The sequence below is a fragment of the Bacteroidia bacterium genome (genome assembly GCA_027493955.1).
Taxonomy (GTDB): Bacteria; Bacteroidota; Ignavibacteria; order SZUA-365; family SZUA-365; genus JAOSJT01.
In genome coordinates, this window is the sequence record JAOSJT010000001.1 from 4,234,179 (window position 1) to 4,257,090 (window position 22,912).

A 22,912-nucleotide genomic window follows, 5' to 3' on the forward strand; every position below is an offset into this window, starting at 1 on the left:
TCGTTCCCCAGGGAGCTTTTTTGCTCTGGTCGTTGTTGTCATTATTTCCCCGAAGTATTGGAATGGGTAATGACGCACCGTTCAGGTGCGATGTGTGTGCTACAGTTATGGAGTGCCGATGACCGCGAAAAAATTTTCGAAAGGGATAATGAATCGTTTGCTCGGCTGGATAGAGCGTGTGGGCAATGCCCTGCCGCATCCCGCCACGCTGTTCGCGATACTTGCCGGAGTGGTCATCCTCCTGTCATGGGTGTTCAGTCAGTTCGGCATAGCGGTGCAGCATCCGGGGACCGGGGAAACGGTGCGGCCGGTGAATCTGCTTTCCATCGAGGGTTTACATCGCATCCTTCTGACCATGGTTACGAATTTCACCAGCTTCGCGCCGCTGGGCACGGTATTCGTCTCCATGCTCGGCATCGGCATTGCGGAGAGCAGTGGGCTCATCGGTTCGTCGCTGCGTATGCTGGTGCTTTCCGCGCCGCGCAAGCTGCTGACCTTTGTGATAGTCTTCGCGGGCATCATGTCCAACACGGCGAGCGAGGTGGGCTACGTACTGCTTGTGCCGCTGGCCGGTGTGATTTTCGTCGCGGTGGGACGCCATCCCGTCGCGGGCATGGCCGCCGCGTTCGCGGGCGTGTCGGGTGGTTACAGCGCAAACCTGCTGCTCGGCACCATCGATCCGCTGCTCGCGGGCTTGTCGCAGGAAGCCGCGCACATCATCGACAAGAACTACGAGGTCAACGCCGCGGCCAATTACTACTTCCTCGCCGTCTCCACCTTTTTCATTTCCATCGCCGGTACCTGGGTAACGGAGAAGCTGGTGGAGCCGCGGCTGGGCAAATACTCCGGTGATGCAGCGGATGAGGATGCGCTGCGTCCTCTCAACAGCGACGAACGCAGAGGACTGCGCTATGCCCTCATCGCAGGCCTCCTCTTTGTGACCGTGATTGTGCTGGGTCTTCTTCCCGGTGTGGGCTTTCTGCTCGATCCCAAAACCGGAGACGTGCTGACCTCACCTTTTCTCAAAGGCGTGGTGGCTTTCATTTTTCTCGGCGCGGTGGTGCTGGCCGTGGCCTATGGCATCGGAGCACGCACGGTGCGCAACGACGCGGATGTGATGAAGGGCATGGGCAAAGCCATCGAAACCCTGGGTGTGTACACCGTGCTCGTATTTTTCGCCGCGCAATTCGTCGCGTATTTCAACTGGACCCATATCGGGCTTATTGTCGCGATCGAGGGGGCGCAGGTGCTCAAATCCTCCGGTCTGGGACCCATACCGCTGCTTATCGCCTTTATCATCATTACCGCGATCATCAATCTGGTTATGGGAAGCGCGTCCGCGAAATGGGCCATCATGGCGCCGGTGTTCATCCCCATGTTCATGCTCCTCGGCTACTCGCCCGAACTCGTGCAGGGCGCCTATCGCGTGGGCGACAGCATCACCAATATCATTTCCCCGATGATGTCGTATTTCGCGCTCATCGTGGCCTTTGTCGCGAAGTATGACGCGAAGGCCGGCATAGGCACCATCATAGCGACTATGCTGCCGTACACCGTGGTATTCGGCATCATCTGGACCATTCTCTTTATCGTATGGTTTCTCCTCGGGTTGCCGGTCGGGCCTGGTGCGGGGCTGTATTACAACGGATAATATTGCGGGATCTGGGCATATCGATGCCTGTCTGATCCAAAGCCGTAGAGGTGTATTTTGCCGCCGATCACCACTCCGCTGTCCGTGCCCGCGTCGCTGCGGCTCGACGATGTGTACTGAGCACTACTTCACAACCGTCATCGTCCTGCTCATCGTCACACCACCCGCCACCATGCGACAATGATAGACTCCGGAAGACAGATGAGCGGCGTCGAAGGTAACGGCATGCCGACCCGCGGTGCGTTGCTCGTCCAGCAGTACAAGAAGTTCAACACCTCTGCTGTCATGGACGGACAGGCGCACGCGCCCGGCATCCTTCATCGAAAACGAAATGCTCGTCGTAGGGTTGAATGGGTTCGGATAAATATCGTCGATCGCGTACTCGTGCTCGGCAATCTCCGCCGTCCGTGCCTTTTCGTTTGATGGTCCGGGAAGCGTGCGTATCGTGACCGAATCGGCCTCTGTCAGGGGAAGACCGAGATCGATTTTGGCGTGAACCTCCTCATGCGATCCGGGATACAGGTCCGCGATATCTTCATAGATGGCGTAGGCGCCATTCCAATCCTTCAAACCCCTGTGCGTGAGTATCACCAGCGCCAGATGCGAGCGGCGCGCGATCAACGGTTCGGTCGTGCTGATTGCCGCGAGATTGTTGTAGAGCGCAACCGCTTCGGGATAGTGACGGTTCGCGGCATGATAATCGGCCAGATACTCCGTTGCGGTGTTGCGCAGCCACGGCGGTTGCGCGGTCGAGCTTCGAATGGCGCTCAGGGTGTTGACATACTGTGCCTTGGCGGATGCCGGATTGACGCATATCGCATCGTTGGAGGGTTTGTTGAGCGTTGCGTCCATGAAGGATTGTTGCCATTGCGTCAGGCATTGCTCGGCCTCCCAGCGTCGTTGTGCGTACCCCAACGCTTCACCATATTTCGCAACCGCCGTTGTGTACGCTCGCAGCCGCTTGCTTGCCGCACCCTGGTTGAACGCAAGCGTGTACCTCGGATCAATGGCCTGGCGCTGCACGACGGGCGTCTGCGTGGAGTTCGATTTGTGGAGCACTGTCTCCGAACCCGCCGGGTTGGACCAACTGAATACCGACAGCGCGTCCACATCCACATTCATGGAAACATCATCGGGATAGTTGCCGTCGCCGATGACGGTGGAGGTGTCGCGCAGGATGAAATCATACGCGATATTGGAATGCACGCTGTTGTCGCATTCGAAGGTGGGCGCCGATTTGTGCTGTATATGTACGCCGGCGTTGTTCCAGCGCATGCTGTTGCCCTGCGTCGTGTCGCAACTCCCGCCATCGTACCGATTGAACGGCAGATACAGATCGTTGCCGAAGACTCCATAGGTTCCGTTCGAATCCACCCGATTGTCCGTCCACAGATTGCCGCAATGATACAGCAGCGCGCCGTAATTCGTGTTGTTGTTGAAGCGGTTGTCGTGTACGACGGTGCTCATGTAATAGCCGAGCAGGCCGGCGTTCTTGTTTCGCTCTATACGGTTACTGCTCAGGAAGGGCGAATCGCTGAACACGGTGATGCCGATATCATTGTCGGACAGTTCGCAATTCGTGATGGTCGGTTGCGCGTGATCGGTGGTGATGCCGCTTTTCGCGCCGTGGACAAAGAGATTCGAGAGCGTGGATTGCTCCGAGAGGGCAATGTCGATGCTGTCGAAGACGATGCCGGTCCATGAGGTGACGCTGGAGAGTTTATCAAAACGGGCCCAGTTACTGCCATTGAGCCCCGCATCCATCACGCCGCGTATTTTTATCACGCCATCTCGCTGCATCTCCACGATACTCTGCGTTTTCACCTCCAGTACGCCGCCGCTGTCGATGATCATGGTATGCAGGCCGGTCACATGTGCCTCCGGACAGATCACGATTTTGCCGCCATCCCGACAGACAATGCGGCTGTTCGCGCCGAACGTGTTGGTATTGAGCCAAAGTTCGCCGTCCACATACAGCGTTCTGCCAGCATCGAAGAGAAGGGTGGAATTGTTGTTGACATTGACAAGCGTCCCTGCGGTGATATAGGTGTCGCCCGTAATGGTGAAGCTACCGTCGAGATTCACGCGCTTGATCGAGTATATCGTATCAGCGATGGTTTCGTGATAGTGCTTGAAAATGGACAGGCCGTCCGTCCCACCGCCCGCGTAGCAGATCTTCTGTCGGTAGGCATCGGGGAACACACCATAGATGCCCTGGCCCCAGTTTCCTGAGTCAGAATAATTCCCGGTCGTGAGCGTATCGTAGACATTGTAATACGCCACCTCGATGAGATTCTCCGGATCGCTGATATCGAGTACGCGAAAGCCCTGCGTGTAGTGAGCCACATACGCATATCCGTCGCGCGTGTGCAATTGGTGGATGGAATTGGGCGGACGCGTCGTATCAAACATCGATGTATTGATCAATCCCGCCGCCTCCCCGTTCTGTACGAAGTAATTGCCCTTGAGTGAAGTCGTCGAGGCGGAATCGAGGTCGCTCGTTTTCCACACCTTGAGTATCGGTGCCTGAAGGGAATCGCCATAGGCAAAGCCCGAACTTCCGGGTGATATTTCATCCGTTGTAAACACATAGTTCCGATCATCCGTAGGCCAGGCGCTGTGGCAGGTGCGCCAGTCGAAGCGCGGAGTAAGTGTCGAAAACACGTTCATAGCACCACTTTTATCGCTGTCGTACATTTGTCGCTTCACGATGCTACTGTTCGCCGCATTCGCGGTGTCCATATCGAGGATGAACAGTCCGCCGCGCGTGTACGCGACATACGCGCGATGCCCATTAGGATCGACATACATCTCATGCACGCTCTCGGTAATATGGGATGTAGAGCCGAAGCCGCCGGGCAAGCTGTATTAACCCTTGTGTATCGGTGCGGTAGGATTCCACAGCGACCAGACATCGATATCGTGGGTCTGAGTGGCGATGTAGAGTATATTATCTGCGATGGTGATTGTGTGTGCTTGCGCTGTACCGAGGTCAAGGTTTGGAATAGTTGCAGTCTGCACTGAACTGACCGGTACGAAATGATCCTGCGCTGTTTGCCCAAGGGCTATCGCGGAATCGACATTTACAATGTAGACGACGGGGTTAGCATTCTTGTTCGCAATCGCCAAAGCCGCGTATGTTGTATTGTTCACCTCGAAGGTTTCCACGTCGGCCACGCCAATATTCACTGGATTGAACGGGTCATAATAGTCATCATCGTTGACGTACGCCACCTCATTGTAGTATGCGGGTGACGTGCCATTGACCAATGCGATGCTCAAGCCGCCTCCCAATGTCGAGAGCGCGTAGTGCCGATTGGGAGTGCCAGCTATCCTAATACCCCAGACATCGCTGCTACCTCCTTTCGAGAAATTATCCTCAGCGATCACCGCGACGTTTTTGGATTGAAACGTGTAGTTTGACTGCGCCAAGGTGAGTTGTGCGAACAGGAGGGCTATTGAGATAGCAAGTATGCGGGTTCTGTATCGATGTATCATGATTTGCTCCGAATGAATGTTGAGAAAATGGACGTTGGTCAGATTTATCGTTGGATCACGATTCTCTGCGTCACTACTTCTTTTCCGGCGAACGCGGTTAGAATATATATGCCGTTTGGCACATTCTGGTTGTAGCGGTCACGGAGATCCCAATGCAAGCTGCCGGGGCCGAGCATTTGCCACTCTCGAAGCAACTTGCCGAGGGTATCGTACACTCCGAACATAACGCTTGCATCTGTCGGCAACTCTGTTTTCACCGTAAGGCTTTCGCTTGCCGGCTGTGGCCAGGTTTGCATGCTGAAATCTGATAGTTGAGGCGTAGTCTTTACGTCTGTAAGAGCATTCTCCCGGACGTATATGCCCTTAGCCGTTTGTAGATACAAGCGATCCCGACCCGCATCGTACGAGAGCCATTCGTACGGCCCACCAAAAGTTGGCTTATAAGGCAGCAGTGCGGAAAGCGTGTCATAGACCCATGTTGCACCCCGATCTGTAGAATGATACACTCCCGGCGAGTCACCCAGTGCGAGGAAGAAGAGATGATCGGGATTATTTGCAGACATGACGCCGTGAACAACGCCGATCCCCCTCCAACCCTGAAATATAGGACTCCAGGACAATCCGCCATCTGTCGATCGTACAAAATCGCTCTGGAACGGGGCATAGATCAATAAAGGATCGTCAGGATCGATGATCATCATTGAAAGCAGTCCTTGACCCCAACCAACAATCTCCCATGTCACTCCATCATCGGAGCTATGAAAAAAATACGCGCCTCCGATGTCCGTGTCCACGTTCACATACACATCCGGTGTTGTCGGACTCATGCCGATACCGATTCGCGATCCATCGCTTGAGGCCGGAAAGGGGTATGGCCATGACCAGGTCCTACCGTAATCTGACGAACGATATAAGCGGTCCAATGGGCCATAGGAAGTAATTCCGAAAAGTACTCCGGTATGATTGCCCTCCTTGAAGTAAAACCGGCTGATATCGGTTGTAAGTTGACCCATTTCATGATTTTCCCAAGTTCGTCCGGAGTCTGCGCTGATGAAAAAATGCCTTGTCCTTGAAGGATCGAATGTATAGTAGGCGGCGAGCACTTTGATCGAATCTCCCGGAAAAATCCATGTCGCGGCCCCGACAGGAAGCGTGGTTGTATCGACTCTTTCCCAGTTCTCTCCGGCATCAAGTGAGCGGTAGAGTCGTCCCGAACCTGGTACCCGTACAGATGCGAATATCAGATCACCCAAGAGAGACATTGATACAATTTCTTTTTCCTCCGGCCCGATATACCGCCAACCGCTTTGCGCGGAAGCAAGTGTGGGAAACAGTATAAACACCAATGAGGCGAGTAGCAGCTTCATGATGGAAGTCCTTTCCGGAGAGTGCAGTGTATGTCGCTGATTGCTTATGTGGTTGAGCATACGTAATCATGTGCTCAGAATCAAGTCATAAAATGTTGAATTCACTGAATTACACGGAGGCTCTACATCCGTTGTAAACACATAGTTCCGATCATCTGTAGGCCAGGCGCTGTGGCAGGTGCGCCAGTCGAAGCGCGGAGTAAGTGTCGAAAACACGTTCATAGCACCACTTTTATCGCTGTCGTACATTTGTCGCTTCACGATGCTACTGTTCGCCGCATCGGACGCGTTGATATCGATGATGAACAGCCCTCCGCGTGTGTACGCGACATAAGCGCGATGGCCATTCGGCCCATTGGGATCGACGAACATTTCATGCACGCTTTCGCTGGTATGCGATGTGGACCCGAAACCCCCGGGAAGTGTGTACGAACCCTTGTGCTGAGGCGAGGAGGGATTCGAGACATCCTATACATCGATCTCATGCTTCTGCGTGGCGACGTACAGACGGTTGTCCGCGATGGTGATGGTGTGGGCTTGGGTAGAGCCTGAGTCGAGGCTTGGAATAGTGGCTGTCTGGACCGAACTGATGGGCACAAAGTTATCTTGTGCCGTTTGACCGAGGGCTATCGCGGAATCCACATTGACGATGTATACGACTGGATTAGCACTGCTCCTGGCTATTGCCAAGGTAGCGAACGTGATACCGCTCACCACGAAGGTTTCAATGTCGGCGAAACCATAAGAAATTGGAGTTTGAGCTTGGATATCGTAGTCGACGTGATTAACGTACGCCATCTCATTGTAGTACACAGGTGATGTTGCGTTGACCAATGCAATACTTAATCCACCACCCAGCGTTGAAAGCGCGTAGTGTTTGTCAGGAGTACCGGCGATCTTTATTCCCCACACGTCACTGCTACCTGCACGTGAGAATTTATCATATCCGATCACAGCAACATTTTTCGAATGAAAGGTGTAGTTGGATTGTGCATCGGCAATGTGTACGTGAATACAAATTGCGGATAGTACGAGCACAAGGTGTATGTAGCGCTGCTTCATTGTTGCCCTCATAAAGTGGTGTTCAAAATGTGGATTTCGAGGTTTATCGTTGAATCAAGATTAGACGTGTTAGTCTCTCCTGTCCAGCAAACATTGTCAGAAGGTATATTCCGCTCGGTAATTCCCTGTTGTTACTGTCACGAAGATCCCACTGAAAACTGCCGGGTGCAGACACGCGTTGTTCACGCACCATGGTTCCCAGGGTGTTGTACAAGCGGAGCGTGGTACTCGAGGCCGCCGGCATTTCGATGTTCACGGTCATGCTCTCGCGTGCCGGCTGAGGATACACCTGAATCAAAGGGGCTGGAGGTATTTCGGTAGCCGTGAGGTTCGTGCTCAAATTATCACGGATGTAGATTCCTTTCCTGGTCTCGAAATACAATCGATTACGGCTTGCGTCGTGTTGAAGCCATCTATTCGCGTCTCTTGAATTCCAGTAGGATTTGTACGGAAGGTCAAGCGAGCTTGAATCAACAGTCCATGTGAAACCTCTCGACTGAGAGTGAGAGATTGCGCCCGTATTGCTATTGAACCGAAACAGTTCGTTCGCATTCTTTAAGTTTCGGGTCAATGAGCGAAAGCCTCTATTGTCATTATCTGTATAAATGATTGTCCAGGATGAGCCGCGGTCTTCTGAAAGGAGGAGCTGATTTCCTTGGGTAGCGAGTATTTGGTTGGTCAAATCCGGATCAACCGATAGTGAACCAATGTTCAGTGGACTTTCGGCGACGAACTGCCACGTCTCCCCGTCATCCGCACTGTGGAAGAAATACGCTCCTCCGATATCGGTATCAACATTGACATAGACATCCCGAGACGTTTCACTGACGGCTAGTGCGATGATGGAACCGTCGCTGGAATATGGGAATGGGTACGGCCACTGCCAGGTTCTACCGAAATCCGTCGAGCGATACAGGCGTTCAAATCGATGATTGATGGAACGAAAACCGAATACCAGACCGGGAACGTTTTTCTTCTGAATCAGTCCGCCGATAGAGGGATCCTGCTGATCCGTGGAATCCCAAGAGACCCCCAAATCGTTGCTGAAGTATATTTTCGACGCAGTCGCCCCCCACAATCGTGTGGGTTCGCCCTCGAGAATTGTAACAACGGTGCTAGGGTGTATGAGATTTGTGTCGAGGAGAGACCAGGAATCTCCAGCATCGGTTGAGCGATATATGCGTCTTGCGTTGTACCCACCTTCCGGGCGTGGGATTGAAACAGAGGTAAAGATCAGATCGCCCAAGATGGACATATGAGTAACGCTATGTTCCTCCGGTCCGATATACCGCCAACCGCTTTGCGCAGTTACGAGGGTGGAATAAAGAACGAGAGCGAATGCGAAAATAATCACTTTCATGATGGAAGTCCTTTTCGAAGAGTGCAGTGTATGTCGCGGATTGCTGATGTAGTTGAGCATACGTAATCATGTGTTCAGAATCAAGTCATATAATGCCGCATCTCCCGAATTGCCCGCAGGGATTTTATCCGTCGCCCGCACAGACTCCCGATCCTCCGTCGGCCAGGCGCTGTGACAGAGCCGCCAGTCAAAAGCCGTGTCAGCGGAGAAAACCGAAAGAGCGCTCAGTTTGTCGCTGTCATACATCTGTCGCTTCACGATGTTGCTGTTGAGGACATCGGCGGTATCGATATCGACAATGAACAGCCCGCCGCGCGTGTACGCCACGTAGGCGCGATGGCCGTTCGGTCCGTCGGGATCGACGTACATTTCATGCACTGTCGCTCCCGGCATGTTTGTCCCCGGCACTGGATTCGGCAGAGCGTAAGCGCCTTTGTGTATGGGCGAGTACATCGAAAAAAAAGGAGCAGAGAAATTCTTCTCTGCTCCAATATCCTCGTCGAAGTGATGTAGTATCGAATCAGCGCTCGTGTTGCACGCGCTACTCGCGATGATATAGTCTATTTACTCGGCAACAACCAGCGTCCGAGCGCTTGTGGCGTTCCCACTCCGCAGCACCAACGTATACACACCGGCGGGGAGGCCGTGTAATTCCACCTTTATACTGTACTCGCCCTGCGACAGCGTGCCGTTATATACTTCCCGAACCATGCGTCCGAGCACGTCGTGCACACGCAGGGTGATGTCGGACGTCCCGCGAACGGACAGTGGTGCAGTGCGCAGGACGGCGGCGGATGCCGGATTCGGATACACGGCGTGTAACTCCATCGCGGCGGGTGATGCGGGTTCGCGCGTGCTCAGCACCGGTTCGCAGGGCATCTCGTCAAGCATCGCCGCGATATTCGTTTTCAGTTGTGCGGGCTCGATGCGATACGGCCGCAGGGACAGGAACATCATGTGTCCGGTTTCCATCTCGCCCGTTTTGACGGGCTTGCCCCACACGCCGATGCCGGAGGTGGTGTTGTTCCTTGTTTCGGTAAAGAGGATAAGATTCTCCGGACGAGCGAGCGTGAGACTGAACGGATTCACCAGATTCTGGTCGCCGGTGAATTCCATGTCCGTCAGCGAGGGCAGCGTCGCTTTGCACTCGCGTACCGTCGCCAACTGACCGGTCCAGGTGATGCCGAGGAACTGGCGCATCTCCGCGGAGAGGAATTGCTGGCCATAGCGCGTCATCAACAGGAGATTGCCCCCGACGCGCACGTACTCCATGGCCGAAGTGTTGAACCAATGCGCTTCATCGCCGTTGTAGGCGTTGCCCAGCCAGATCACGGTGCAGTATTGACCCAGCACGTTCGCAGGAATCGCCCCGCTGCCGATGGGTGCGGGTACGCCTTCGGGATAGCCGCCCGAGGGGTTCGGGAAGAGATCCCACAAGGTATAGGGCTGGCCGCCGGTGAAGGTCGAATCCGCGAAGGCGGCGTCCATGGCGCTCCGGTACGCGCTTTCATTCCAGTCCACGCCGTTGACCAGCAGTATGCCCTTGTCGAAGGTGGGATTGACGATTTTTTCGATCACCCGCTTGAGAATCCAGTTGTCGCGGTCGAGTTGCACCAGCTCCGGCTTTTTCGGAAGCATGAAGCTCCATTCCTGCGCCGCCTGATCATTGAACACCACAAGCGTCGTATCACTGCCGTCGTCGTAACGCACGTACAGATCGATGGGCATGGTGAAGAGCTGCCGCGTCGAAAGATAGAGCTGCTCGATGCTCACATCCAGCTGGTGCTCGCCGCCGACATTCGTGACGCCCCATTCGTACTGATAGGTGGGATAATACTCTCCGTAAATCCATTGCTGGAAGAACCAGTCGAGATCCATGCCGCTTTCGTCTTCCATGACCTGCTGGAATTCGCTCGTGACGGCGGTCCGGTAATACTGCATCATCTCATCACCCAGATATTTGCGCGTGGCGGCGAAAAACGCTTCATCACCCATGACATGCCGCAGCATGTGTACCACCCAGGAGGCCTTGTTGTAGCTCAGGTTGCCGCTGAAGATGCGGGAGAAATCCGTCGGATCACTGACGTATATCGTACCCGGACCATAGTAGGCCTTGCCCGCCATATCGGCCTTGAGCGCGTCCAGACCCCAGCGCGCCTCGTAAAACAGCGCTTCGCCGTAGGTCGCCCAGCCCTCGTTGAGCCAGATGTGATGGAAGGAATTGCAGGTCACCTTGTCGCCGAACCACTGATGCATCAGTTCGTGTACCACTACACCGGTACTGTAAAAGCCCATGGAGGATACCGTCTGATGCTCCATTGCGCCTCCCCATTCATACTCGGCCATGCCGTACTTCTCGTTGATGAACGGGTAGGTGATGAAGAGATCCGAATACACCTGCAAGCCTTCGAGCATGTCCTGCTCGAATGCGGCCATGTCCTGCGCGGACATGCCGTACCACCAGCTTCCCACGGGCATGGTCCTGCCGCCGTGCGTGAATTGAAACTCGCGGTAATTGTACTTCGCCGCCGCGACGCTGACAAGGTAGGTGACGATGGGATATTTGCTTTTCCAGTGCACTGTCCGCGTGCCATCTCCGCCTACGACATCAGAAACGACGAGCCCGTTGGATACCGGATACAGGTCATCGGGAACAGTGACGATGATGTCAATCGAGTCCGCTTTATCCGACGGATCATCCTTGCAGGGCCACCACGTGCGCGCGTCATACGGTTCTGACTGCGTGGCGATAGATGTCACCTGCTCGTTGAGTTCCACGTTGTTGACGCTGCGGATGCTGATGCCGCTCTGCGCGTACGATGCAGTGTAATACATGCGTACGTCATCGCTCCTCTGCGTACGCAGAGTGTATGGCAGGGGAATGGTCACCACATCGCCATTGATCGTGAGCTGGCTTTTCGGAATGCGCTGGCCACGAGTCACAACACTATCTATGGACGCATTCGGCGCCATGTGGACGTCAAGAGTGTTCATGTCACCGTTGATCGCTCTGAAGTGCATGAGCACGTTGCCGCTGAACGGGAGTGTCGCGTCTTTTCCCAGGGAAATGGTGAGGCGATAATACGTCACGTCGTAGGAGGCCATGGAAGCCGGAACAAAAGCGCTGCGCTTTGCGAGCAGTTCGTACCGCCGCATTTCTTTCTCGCGGTGGACGCACATATCGCTCTGTTGTGCGAAAGCGGTACCGCCGACAAGAAGCAGCAGCAAGAGGTGGTAAAGCAATTTCATAGGTTCTCCAGGTGGAAGGGATGTACTGCACCCTGATGCAATCTTCAATAATAGTACGTACGCTCATGTCGAACAATGCACAAATCCGTGGTCTGTATGTGAGGGGGCCGCGGAATACCCGTGCGTGCGGATGGATGCGGATCGGCGGGTATATGTGTAGAGGAATCTTTCGGGGGAATGTCGCAAGCGGCTTGCGGGAAGGGAGTGGGTAACAGGATTTACGTGCATTCATGTTCCTCTGGCGCCTCGGTGTACGTATCGCGTATGCGCGATGAGGGACATTGCTCCGGTGCAGCCGAAGTGGTATCATTGAAAGAACAAGATCACGCAGGAAATCTCGAAATGATACGACAGACATGGCTGTTTGCCGCCTCGGAAAGCGATGGCCCCCCGGTTTCAAAAAGCATCCACCAGCTCTTCGAAGCACTGCCCGGAGTGCTGCGCCTCGAGTATGGAGCGATATCCTCGCGCTCGACAGGCCAGATCCGGGCTGCGGCGATTCTGGACGTTTATTTCTCCGACGAGGATGCGATGAATGCTGCCTATGCCTGCGCGGAAGGCAGGCGCATCTCGCGCGAAGTCATGAACAACGCCGCCGCCGTGCTGGACGTCCTCATCATCGACAATCCCGACTCCATGTCCGATGGGAGCCACTGAGAGCTCGGGACCGGACACGGATTCTCTGCATGGCGGCACTGGCATTCCAGAGTCGGATTCTGTATTGTTACATACGGAACAGTAGCTGAAACAGAACATTCTCAGATACGCACACTGCGCATGAAACCCGACACCATCGTCCTTGCCACACGCAACCCGCATAAAGCCGCGGAAATGAAGGCCCTCCTCGCCGGCCTGCCCGTCACCGTTCGTGATCTGTCGGAATTTCCCGGCTGTCCCGACGTGGAGGAAGACGGCGACACGCTCGAGGATAACGCATATAAGAAAGCCGAGGCGGCGTACCGCTGCACGGGTCTCCCCGCCGTGGCGGACGACACCGGCCTTGAGGTGTACTATCTTCTCGGTCAACCCGGCGTGTACTCCGCCCGCTATGCCGGCGAGAATGCGACATACGAGGAGAACTGCAAGAAGCTGTTGCAGGAGTTGACGCAGGTGCCCGCACGCAAGCGCGATGCGCGCTTCCGCTGTGTGATCGCGCTGGTCGGTCCCGGCACGGAAGAGTACTTCGAGGGCCGGGTGGAGGGACGCATTTTACTCACGCCGCGCGGAAGCGGTGGTTTCGGGTATGACCCGGTATTCCAGGCGGAGGGTTTCACCCGCAGCTTCGCGGAACTGACGGCGGAGGAGAAAAACGCCGTCAGCCACCGAGGCAACGCGCTGCGGGCATTGAAGGAATTTCTGGCGAAATAACGGAGGTTTGTATGCGATATTTCATGTTCCTGTTGACTCTCGTGCTCGTCCTGCCCGCATGTACCGATGATCCGGCTCCCGTCACAACGTCCGGGACGGAGTTGTTTGCCGATCAGCAGTATTATCCCGACCGGGAGGGGTTCTGGTGGGAGTACCAGCTGGATTCGGCAAGCGTCAAGGATGTTGCCCGGGTGCGTTCCCGCATCATCGGCAGCCGCGTGGTGGATTCCCTGACCTATTCGGTGCAGGTGAACGAGGACAGGCGCGGGGGTCAGGTCACGACGGACACGCAATACATTCGAAAAACGGGTGTCGGCATCATGATGAGCAGTCCGGGTTTGAGGGATCTGGGTGCTTTCCCTGTGATTCCCGGTGGACCGGGTGTGGAAATCCCCAAAGAGTTTCTCATCATTCCCTTCAATCCGGGCTTTCAAGCCACCTGGGATATTGTGACCATCGAGTTCAATCAAATTCCGATTTTTCCCATATACTTCCGGGTAAAGGGGCGCTACATCGGAACCGGAGACGTCGCAACGCAGCGTGGCACGCTGAAAAATGTCGCGCGCATCACGGTCAGCATTGAAGCGCGCCTGCCCAATCTCCAAAATCCGACAGATTTTCTCAATCCGCTCATCCTCAACGAGAAGGCGGATTTTTACTTCACACGGCCTTACGGATTGGCATTGATCGACGGCTCGGAGGCGGTGTTCACGTTGCTGCGCGGCGGTCTCCCTCTGGCATCCAGCTTCCCGAAGCTGCGCCAGGAACTCGTGGACATGAATATCGTCCAGCCGCAGCCTGTCTGCTCCTGGTGAGCAGGGCGCAAGGCGCAGAACGCGCCTGCCCCCCGAAGCCATTGCACAGCGCTGCTGGATTCCGATAATTTGAGTTTGCGCAGGCGGGGAGAGCGAAGAGCAGAGAGCACGGGCGTGCAAGATTGCTCGCATCGTACAAGCGCCCCACGTCGGGAGGAGGCAGAGAGCAAAGGGCAGAGAGCATGGCCGTGCAAGATTGCTTGCACCGTACAAGTGCCTCAGTTCGGGAGGAGGCAGAGAGCAAAGGGCAGAGAGCACGGCCGGGCAAGATTGCTTGCACCGTACAAGCACATTAGTTTCGCAAGTGGGAGGCGGCGGATACACTCAGGAGCATTGTAACGGATATAGATCGCTTTTCGGACATCCGTAACGCACGACCGTGCTCTCTGCTATCGGCTCTCTGCTCCGGCCGCACCACCGCCCGTACAGACGCCCGCCGGGCGTCTCTACCGCACCACCACCGCCCGCACCGCCTGCCCTCCCGCGCCGATCATGCGAATGAAATACATCCCGGGCTGCAAACGCAATGCCGACGGCACGATGAGCAATACACCATCCGCTTCCTGCATCATACCATCCCGCAGCAGCACCACCTCGCGGCCGAGGGCATCGTACAGCACGATGCGCACATACTCGCCCACCGGGACATTCACCGAGATGCGCGCTTCGCCGTTGAGCGGCACGGGTTGCGGCCAGACGGGGCCGAGGCCGTAGGTGGTAGGGGACGTGCCCGTTTCCACTCCCACGAGTCCCTTGATGCGATACGTCACCGCCACATCCCTCGGGAGATTCGGGGCTTGCCCTCCAATTGTGAGAGCGGTGGCGTGCAGGCCGAAGGGCAGCGCGGTGCTGTTGGGCTGCACGGCGATGCGGGCGGCGTGATCGCCCGAGACGGGATCTGCGTTGAGCCACCACTGGCCGCCTTGCGCCGTCCACGGCATGGAGAGGCCGCCGCCGGTCCAGAGTTGTATGTATTGCGCGGCGGGGAGGGGATCGTTTTGTTCGGCTTCGAAATGCAAATGCAGCGGAGTAAAGACAATTCCCGTCGGCGCATCCGGCAGAACGTGCACGGTGTGGTCGCAGTCGGTGATGCTGCCCTGCTCGTCGCTGCGCCAGGTGAAGTTGACCTGAAACGCGCCGTAACCCGCGAGGGCGCTGGTGGTTTTGAGCGTCCACCAGCGCGTGTTGCCGTCGCCGGGACGCAACTCGCCGAAGCTGAGCGTGGCGCTGTCGCTCACGAGTTCGAATTCCGGCGGCAGCATGATGGTAGCGGAGCAATTGTGCAGCGCCACGGTGCCTGTGTTGGTGGCGGTGTAGGAGATTTCGAAGGGTTCGGGGATGAGGATTTCGTAGGCTGCGTCGGCGTGGAGCGAGTCATGCCCCGAGACAACGCAGTGTGTTGTCTGTACTTGGGGCCATGATTCGATAATGATCTCGGCGCTGCAATCCTTCCAGTCGCCCTGTTCGGTGGAGCGGTAGCGGACGGTGATATGCTGCGCTTCGGTGAGTGTGTCGGCGAGGGGATGCAGGAGCCATCGCAGTTGCGCGGCGCTGTTGCTGTCGATGGAGGCGAGAGTTTTCATTGCTGTCTCGCCGTTCGCGGGTTCGAAGCGCGGGGCGTTAGTGAGATCGATCTCTGCCTCGAGGCTCGTCTCCGGTGTGTCGAGTATGTTGCGCAGGTCCAACGTTACCGGTACGGGATCGGGGTCGTAGCCCAGCGGATCGCGCAAAAAGCGCACGGTGTCCAACGTAATGATGTCGCAGAGCAGCCCGTCGATGCCGGGGATGTACATGTCGTGCGTGCAGATTGCGAGGAGCGAGTCGCCCGTGCCGTCGCGTTTCGTTCCCCAGGTGAAGGCCTCCAGCGTGACATTGCGCGAGGCGCGCAGGGCGAGCATACGCAGCTTCCATTGCTCCGCGAGACTGTCGCCGGGAGACAGCGACGAGAGAGTACGGGACAGCGGATCCAATGCGAGCAGCCCGGCGTCGCCGAGGATAGACAGATCGACTCTACGAGCGTCCAGCGCGACTGTGCCGGTGTTGCGCAAACTATAATCGATGGCGACGGGAGTCCGCTGTATGACCAGTGACTCCGGTACTGACGGAGGGCCATACAGCGCGCATTCGGCGCCGCCGAGCAGCATGGTGATGCGCACCGGCAGCATACAGAACGTGCTCCAGCGACCGCCGCCGCCCGTAATGCGGAAGTACAGCGTGTCGGTGGCCGTGCCGACGGGATTGCTCGCCAGACCAAGCTGCCAGCGCAACGTATCGACATCGTTCTGTATCATGCGCAGGGGACCGCGGCCGTAGTCCGCCGCGGGCAGCGAGAGGTGGCGACAGGCGCTCAGGTCCAGCCACACGTTGATATCGAGCAACGCGCTGTCGATCACGCTCCGGAGTTCGAGCAGGACCTCGGCGGGATTTGGTGTGATTGCGCCGCTTTCCGGATTGATGGTGATGTTTTGCGTACCAAACGCCATGCACTGCACGGGCATTGCGGGTACGTGCACCGTGGCGTCGCAGAGAGAGAGTGGATTGCCGACGGGGTCCTCGCCTATGCAGAAGATGCGCACATCGCGTGCCACCGGACGACGCAGCGCGCGCGCCTGCCAGTTGACGGTATGACTGCCGCCCGGAGGCACGGTTGCGCCGGGAGCATATTTCCCGCCGGCGGGGACGGGAAAGAGATACATGCCATCGCCGAAGTTCATGGAGAAGCGCGCGAAGGTGATAGGGCCGCTGCCGGTGTTGTTGACGGTGAGCGATACGGGAAAGGGAGTCGGATCGTAATTGTCGCCGAGCACCAAGAGCGAGTCCGGCGCGGTGACGGCGCAGGGCACCTCAGGTACGAAGCGATCCCGCCGCGCGAAGTTGATATACGCATCGCAGGTGATAACCGAGGGCGTGCCGCGCATACGATCCGCATCGAAGTAGTAGGTGACCACGTCGATCCAGGCGCCCGAGGTATCGAAGGCCGCGTCGTCCACACGCACGCGCCAGCGCACGGTGTGCCTGTCTCCCGGCCGCAGACGCAAATCGCCCAACGCTATGCGCGCGCGTTGCGTGTCGGGATCGAGCACCAGACCCTTTGGCAGAGATATCTGGCATTCGATACCTCCCGCGTCTATGGCCGGATCGATGTTGAGCAACTCCGTGCTCACATCCAGATAACGCGGATGAATAAGCGCCGGATCGTTGTATTTAAATACCGTGTCGGCTACGTTCAATCCACAGGATAGCAACTCGCAGCCGGGTACTCGTGTGCGGAAGAGGAAGCCCTCCGCATCATTTCCATACAGAGGTTGTATAGCGCTGAACATTGTCACGCTATCCTTGTGTATGGATTTCAATTCACTGAACACGGTAAGATTGTTGCCCGCATCGATATGGGAGTAATTATGGTAGGCGCCCCATTTTACATGTCCTCGTTTAATATACTTCTCGTCGGGATGCCAGTAGCCGGAATGACGGATTTCCGTGCCGTCATAGTCCAGAACAAGCAGATACTCAGATTCATACTGATTTACCGTGTCGAGCGGATTGACGAATGGGTAATTCGTGGTGCGTGTGCGACCAAAAACAAGAATTTCATTACACGGTGTGATCCGCACTTGCGGAGCAAAGCTTAACGGTATAGGATTGTATGTAACGAATGCTGGCTCGCCACCGGTTGGCGGATAGCGCATGATAATGTTAGCTGTATTCTCCGTTTCGAGTGGTCTTACAAGGGTAGCAGAGTTACTCATCCCGACCAGGACAACTGAACCATCAGCCCCTACCGCTATAACCGGAAGATCAACGTATGATATCGGAGTGGCGTAGATAAAACTCGTGAGGTCACCGCTTATCTTACACAGGAATGTGGCGTTGTGCGCCTCACCAACAAGCCAGTTCCGGATCCTGGGGAGGGGTTTCAATGGGTATTCACCATGATCCTCTATGCACAGAATAATATTACTTGCTCTATCGGTTGCTAAAATAACCCGCAAATGGGACAAAGCTAGGAATTCCCCTTCGCCGTCGAAGATGTAGGTACCGGCAACAACCGAGTCATGCATGTTATTAATTTTTACGAGGATGGCGCTCCGTGGCCACCACCTGCGGCCGTGCGGATCGTAGATTGGAATGGTGTCGATAGTGTCCTGAATCGTTCCCGGAGTGACGCACCATTGCACGCCATCGGTCTCCGCGAGCAGTATGGTGTTGCCTTGCGCATCTACTGTCAACTCTGCAGCCATAAGTGCTCCGGGGCCGCCGAGCCATGTGGAGGAAATGAGAAGGCCCGCACTATCTAGCTTGAGCAAGACAGGTACTGAAAAATGTTGCCATTGTGAGGTACGAGACCAATGCCACGATGGTTGTGCAGGTCGTACCGGCTGCAGTGCATTCGCCGTGATGGGAAAATCCAGGGATTGCGCGTTGCACATCATATGCGCATTGTTGTCGTTGTCACAGCTCATCATCGATTTGCTCAACCTCGTCCCACCAGAAAGAAGGCCGCGAAGTTCGTTCAGGCTCCCTCCAATGTACGTCGCAAAATGTATCGTCTGAGCGTCCGCCTTCAGGCAGGCGTGAAACATATCGTAGTCTCCACTCAAATTTGCCTGATGCGCTGCGAGTACGGGGAGATCCGAGGAGGCGGTCTGCATATACAGATGTATATACCCACGTTGATCAATGTCGAATCCGACTATCTCATCCACCCCATTTCCCCCAAAAAACGTATTGAACTCGGTGGCAATTTCTCTGCGTCGGTCATAAAAATTTCGGTATGGACGGTACCGTATGCCACTTCCCATGGTCGCGTTACTGCGTTCAACATAGATATCCCCATCTTCTCTTATCCCCGTTATCATATCATCCAGTATGACATCCGCTCCCTCGAAGCGTATGTCGGCCGGATTCGCGCCAGGGTGCAGCACAATACATTGTTGAAACCGATCACCATTCTCGCTGTATTCGATATCAACGCCGGGCCATACGTTTGCATATCGAATTCCCGTAAAACTGGGAATATTCGTCCGCCACATCGAGCTGTCATTGCCTCTGTATATCTGCGTGGCTTCGTACCGCTCGCCCAGTCCTTCGATGTACATATCCTTCGATGGATTGACAAAGCGGAGATCGAGTCGCGCCAGCAATCCGTCACCAGGGATAGGCGCGGTATTCGCGGTCACTTCCAATGTCGGCAGAACAGTCGACCGACGTAACGGCCTCCATAGGACTATTCCTTCGTTGGTAAACGCCGCCTTCTCCATGCCTCGGATAACACCATACCTCACCTCCGCATCCCATTGTCCTGCGTTTTGAATGAAGTGCAGGGGTATACGAAAACGCTCCGCCGTGACGGGAGGATCTTTGGCAAACATTGTTACGGTGATCGACTGAAACACTATCAGCATCGAGATGGCAAAGATTCCGGGATTGTATCGCATGGTGGACTCCTGAAGCGTGCAATGTATACTACGGAAAGAAATGCCCGGAGGGGCGGATTGCCCCTCCGGGTGGATTGCGCGGATTCCGTTGCAAAGTGAAGTGGAAATCCGCTTCGGAAATATCAACGGAGAATGACGAAGGAGCGGGTAACCTGGCTGGCACCGCTGCTCATGCGGACGATGTAGCTTCCCGCCTGCAAGCCGAGTTTGATCGGATCGAAGCGCAGCAACAGTCCACTTTCGCGCATGGTACCCGAGAACAGCGTTTGTAGGCGTCGACCGAGCATATCGTATATCTCGAGAGATACGCCTGCATCGACTGGTCCCGTGCAGGAAATGTTCACACCATCGGCATTGGCGTATTGCGGTTGCGGCCAGATGGAAGAGATGGCTATGCTTGGTTGAGGCGTCTGTGCCACTTCCGCATCGGAACGTTTCACCCATCGTATGGTCGTGCCGAGGTTGGTCAGCATGGTACCCATGAGGCCGTTGTTGCCGTTCTGACTGTCGTACCAGTACACCGCCATTTCGCCCGCGTAGGCCGCTTTGACCATAGGTGTGCGTTGATGGTAATTGCCGGGTCCGGGTCCAATCATTGCCGGCTGCGGCCACTGCGGTCCACCGGAAGGAAGAGAGGAATCGAAGAGTATGTGCTGTCCGTAGATCTCGGTCGGACGCGCGGGACTGCACGGACTCATCTCACCGCCACCTTCCCACACAGCCACGCCGCGAGGACCGTCGAGACCGGGTGCGAAATTGATCATGCGAGCGATGTCCGGGGACGAAGGCGCGGTGAGGCCTATATCGAGAAGCAGGTTCTGGCCATATTCCGGAACGCCAGGGGCGGGCCAAGCGTTCGGGAAGGTCACACGGTTCGACTCGACTCGATGGTATGTGCCACCTGGGATGGTGAATGCGGTATTCCAGACCATCAGCGCCCCTTCCTCGCTCGAACCCGCATTGCGGAGACTGTCCACATCGATCGCCGGGTGGCTCGAGAATTCTGAAGGGCTGTTATTCGTCAGCATCAGAGCAGTATTGAGAGCTCCAAACTGATAGGTGTTCACAAACACATCAGAGGTTTGTCCGCCCGGAGGGACAATTGCGTACGCGAGTATGGCCGAGCCGCTCATTATACCACCGGTGGTGCCGGCGGCAAGGTCGTAACCTTGGAAAGAGCTGTATGGAATGGGAGTAGTCGGAGTAGCTTGCGGCATTGCTAAGTCGAGATTAGCAAGGTCAATGTTCCCCGAAGTGGGTTCATTGCTCACACCATACAGGTAATCCGCTCCGTCCCAGGCGATGATGAGGGATTCATGATGGCCAGGACTACCCGGTATCATGTCAAACAGGCCAACTCCTGGGACCGTAGTCCAGAATCCGAGCTTCATCTGTCTGAATCCTGAAAGATTATCATTGCTCAGACAGCCAATAAGAGCATTGATGGCTGGCGAGTTCACAGGGAGAATGCGTGGTTCGCGATAATCGAACCCAGTGCCAGCTCCGCCCCACAAAATCGGCACTAGGGTCGCTACTCCTGACGCTGAAACATTTGCTGTCCAGCAATTGAATCTTGAAGGTGCGCTTCCAGTGACCTCCTGCTCCCAGACCACTCTTGCGCCACCCTGTCCGTCGATGCACACATCCGGCAGTCGGGCATTGAGGCTTGCGGCGTTGCCGCCGATGTATGGATTCACAACGACGCCGTTGGTGGACCAGCGGGGAACGCCGTAGCGGTCCAGCTTTTGTATGAACACCATGCGGTATTCCGTACCCGGCTGCCCATAGGGGTAGCGGATCTCGTCCCACACGATGTAGGTGGAGCCGTCGAATTTGTCGCTCACGAAGCGGAAATTCTCCGCATCCTCGCCGAAGGTCCAGTAGGCGAATTCGTCGCGCCAGGCCATGCCGGTTGCACCGGTGCATTCGCCGGGGGTCTGGCAGTAGATATTCTCGTCGTCCTGATTGTCGTTGGGTATGGGCTTGCGGCGCCCGTCCTGCCAGGTGAATACCCGGCGGCTTGCCTGTGGCAGCACCTGATCACCGCGCGCCTCCGTCACCGGCCAGCCGTTGAGTTGCTGCTGATACGTCCACGACGGGAGGTTGACTTCCTGATACCAGATGTCCATTTCCGTGCCCGTATGATGCTTCCACGCGAACACGGTGTTTTCGTTTATCACGCTGCTCGCAAGAAGATTGTCCATGGCGAGCTGCGTCTGGTCGTAGGGCAGTTGGCAAATCGGATCGCCGTTCGTGCCCAGGGGATTCACCATCACCCCGGGTCCTCTCGCATCCAGCAAGCCCGCGTAAATGTCGACGCCGGTGGCTTGCTGGTCTCGACTGTCCTCCCAACCCACGGTCACCAGCGGTATGAAGGTTTGCGGATCGGGGAAATGCTCCCACAAGGTGATTTGCGGGAATTGTTGAGCGTCCTGCGCATCGCAGACTATGGCACCCTGCGTCGGAAATAGCAGATTGGCACCCGAATCCAGTGCCTGCGCCATGATGTCGGGGGTGAAGGAGCCCGGGTTTGTTCCATCGTCCTGCCAGACGATGATGGCCCGGCGGTCCTGAACGGCGGGATTCCTGCCTGTGTTCACAATCTGCGGGAATTCCTGATTGCCTGGCGCGTTGAGCGTGACGGGCCTATCGCCGTTGAGATACAGCTGATTGGTGTTCGCGCCGATATGATTGACCATCACGCGCCACATCGCTCCGCCGAGAGCATAGTCGCGCGCGTCCTGATACGTCACCACCACGCCCTGCCCGTCGGGCGTCGGTATATTGTCAACGTCGAGTTCCGGATTGATCTGGTCGGGATCGCTCATGGTCGAGACCGGGATGCCGTTCTGCGCCCAACCCGGAGCCGGATTGGCCGTCGCGCTCTGCATGTATTGCAGATACACGTCGCGGTTGCGCGGCTGCACGCCCGGATCGTTGCGATAGTCTATCCAGGTGATGAATGCGCCGTCGTCGGTGCCCACGATGCGTGGACGCTCGTTGTGCGTTCCCGTTTGGCACACCGGCACACCGTTCACCGGCCATCCCGGGTCGCGCCTGCCCGTGCTCAGCTCGAAGCGCTGACAGTAGATATCCGCCACCAG

14 protein-coding genes are annotated in these 22,912 nt (G+C 56.2%); 4 read left to right on the forward strand and 10 right to left on the reverse strand.

Annotated elements, in window-relative coordinates; genetic code table 11:
- Positions 1-118: 118 nt before the first annotated feature.
- A complete protein-coding gene (locus M5R41_16195; protein ID MCZ7557941.1) occupies positions 119-1,651 on the forward strand; it encodes an AbgT family transporter in 1,533 nt (510 codons plus the stop codon).
- Positions 1,652-1,774: 123 nt separating this feature from the next.
- On the opposite strand, the gene M5R41_16200 is transcribed toward M5R41_16195, so the two are convergent.
- From M5R41_16200 to M5R41_16235, 8 genes are all read right to left on the reverse strand, one after another.
- Entirely contained in the window at positions 1,775-4,513 is a 2,739-nt protein-coding gene (locus M5R41_16200; GenBank protein ID MCZ7557942.1) for a T9SS type A sorting domain-containing protein, read from the reverse strand.
- Between the two features lie 6 nt (positions 4,514-4,519).
- Complete coding sequence (locus tag M5R41_16205; protein ID MCZ7557943.1) at positions 4,520-5,149, reverse strand: hypothetical protein; 630 nt, start codon at positions 5,147-5,149, stop codon at positions 4,520-4,522.
- A gap of 44 nt (positions 5,150-5,193) precedes the next feature.
- Positions 5,194-6,516 (reverse strand): T9SS type A sorting domain-containing protein, encoded by a 1,323-nt coding sequence (locus M5R41_16210; protein MCZ7557944.1) that lies wholly within the window; start codon positions 6,514-6,516, stop codon positions 5,194-5,196.
- A 66-nt stretch (positions 6,517-6,582) separates the two neighbouring features.
- On the reverse strand, positions 6,583-6,888 hold the full coding sequence (locus tag M5R41_16215) for a hypothetical protein (GenBank protein ID MCZ7557945.1): 306 nt from the start codon (positions 6,886-6,888) through the stop codon (positions 6,583-6,585).
- Positions 6,889-6,984: 96 nt separating this feature from the next.
- Positions 6,985-7,578, reverse strand: coding sequence for a hypothetical protein (locus M5R41_16220; GenBank protein ID MCZ7557946.1), 594 nt, complete (start codon positions 7,576-7,578; stop codon positions 6,985-6,987).
- A 43-nt stretch (positions 7,579-7,621) separates the two neighbouring features.
- Positions 7,622-8,938, reverse strand: coding sequence for a T9SS type A sorting domain-containing protein (locus M5R41_16225; GenBank protein ID MCZ7557947.1), 1,317 nt, complete (start codon positions 8,936-8,938; stop codon positions 7,622-7,624).
- A 66-nt stretch (positions 8,939-9,004) separates the two neighbouring features.
- A complete protein-coding gene (locus M5R41_16230) occupies positions 9,005-9,331 on the reverse strand; it encodes a hypothetical protein (protein MCZ7557948.1) in 327 nt (108 codons plus the stop codon).
- 171 nt (positions 9,332-9,502) lie between these two features.
- On the reverse strand, positions 9,503-12,187 hold the full coding sequence (locus tag M5R41_16235; GenBank protein MCZ7557949.1) for a M1 family aminopeptidase: 2,685 nt from the start codon (positions 12,185-12,187) through the stop codon (positions 9,503-9,505).
- A 342-nt stretch (positions 12,188-12,529) separates the two neighbouring features.
- Here M5R41_16235 and M5R41_16240 point away from each other — a divergent pair, with 342 nt between their 5' ends.
- From M5R41_16240 to M5R41_16250, 3 genes are all read left to right on the forward strand, one after another.
- Complete coding sequence (locus M5R41_16240) at positions 12,530-12,844, forward strand: hypothetical protein (protein MCZ7557950.1); 315 nt, start codon at positions 12,530-12,532, stop codon at positions 12,842-12,844.
- A gap of 120 nt (positions 12,845-12,964) precedes the next feature.
- The gene (locus M5R41_16245; GenBank protein ID MCZ7557951.1) at positions 12,965-13,555 is read left to right on the forward strand and encodes an XTP/dITP diphosphatase; all 591 of its coding nucleotides are present in this window, start codon (positions 12,965-12,967) and stop codon (positions 13,553-13,555) included.
- 11 nt (positions 13,556-13,566) lie between these two features.
- Positions 13,567-14,370 carry a hypothetical protein gene (locus M5R41_16250; GenBank protein ID MCZ7557952.1) on the forward strand — a complete coding sequence of 268 codons (804 nt, stop codon included), beginning with the start codon at positions 13,567-13,569 and terminating at the stop codon, positions 14,368-14,370.
- 446 nt (positions 14,371-14,816) lie between these two features.
- On the opposite strand, the gene M5R41_16255 is transcribed toward M5R41_16250, so the two are convergent.
- On the reverse strand, positions 14,817-19,808 hold the full coding sequence (locus M5R41_16255) for a T9SS type A sorting domain-containing protein (GenBank protein ID MCZ7557953.1): 4,992 nt from the start codon (positions 19,806-19,808) through the stop codon (positions 14,817-14,819).
- A gap of 122 nt (positions 19,809-19,930) precedes the next feature.
- The gene (locus tag M5R41_16260; protein MCZ7557954.1) at positions 19,931-22,909 is read right to left on the reverse strand and encodes a T9SS type A sorting domain-containing protein; all 2,979 of its coding nucleotides are present in this window, start codon (positions 22,907-22,909) and stop codon (positions 19,931-19,933) included.
- Positions 22,910-22,912: the final 3 nt, after the last annotated feature.

What these genes read in the sequence shown, in the direction of transcription:
- M5R41_16195 (MCZ7557941.1), top strand. Translation starts at nt 119, where the DNA reads ATGACCGCGAAAAAATTTTCGAAAGGGATAATGAATCGTTTGCTCGGC.
- M5R41_16205 (MCZ7557943.1), bottom strand. Translation starts at nt 5,149, where the DNA reads ATGATACATCGATACAGAACCCGCATACTTGCTATCTCAATAGCCCTC.
- M5R41_16210 (MCZ7557944.1), bottom strand. Translation starts at nt 6,516, where the DNA reads ATGAAGCTGCTACTCGCCTCATTGGTGTTTATACTGTTTCCCACACTT.
- M5R41_16215 (MCZ7557945.1), bottom strand. Translation starts at nt 6,888, where the DNA reads ATGTTCGTCGATCCCAATGGGCCGAATGGCCATCGCGCTTATGTCGCG.
- M5R41_16220 (MCZ7557946.1), bottom strand. Translation starts at nt 7,578, where the DNA reads ATGAAGCAGCGCTACATACACCTTGTGCTCGTACTATCCGCAATTTGT.
- M5R41_16225 (MCZ7557947.1), bottom strand. Translation starts at nt 8,938, where the DNA reads ATGAAAGTGATTATTTTCGCATTCGCTCTCGTTCTTTATTCCACCCTC.
- M5R41_16230 (MCZ7557948.1), bottom strand. Translation starts at nt 9,331, where the DNA reads ATGCCGGGAGCGACAGTGCATGAAATGTACGTCGATCCCGACGGACCG.
- M5R41_16235 (MCZ7557949.1), bottom strand. Translation starts at nt 12,187, where the DNA reads ATGAAATTGCTTTACCACCTCTTGCTGCTGCTTCTTGTCGGCGGTACC.
- M5R41_16240 (MCZ7557950.1), top strand. Translation starts at nt 12,530, where the DNA reads ATGATACGACAGACATGGCTGTTTGCCGCCTCGGAAAGCGATGGCCCC.
- M5R41_16245 (MCZ7557951.1), top strand. Translation starts at nt 12,965, where the DNA reads ATGAAACCCGACACCATCGTCCTTGCCACACGCAACCCGCATAAAGCC.
- M5R41_16250 (MCZ7557952.1), top strand. Translation starts at nt 13,567, where the DNA reads ATGCGATATTTCATGTTCCTGTTGACTCTCGTGCTCGTCCTGCCCGCA.
- M5R41_16255 (MCZ7557953.1), bottom strand. Translation starts at nt 19,808, where the DNA reads ATGCGATACAATCCCGGAATCTTTGCCATCTCGATGCTGATAGTGTTT.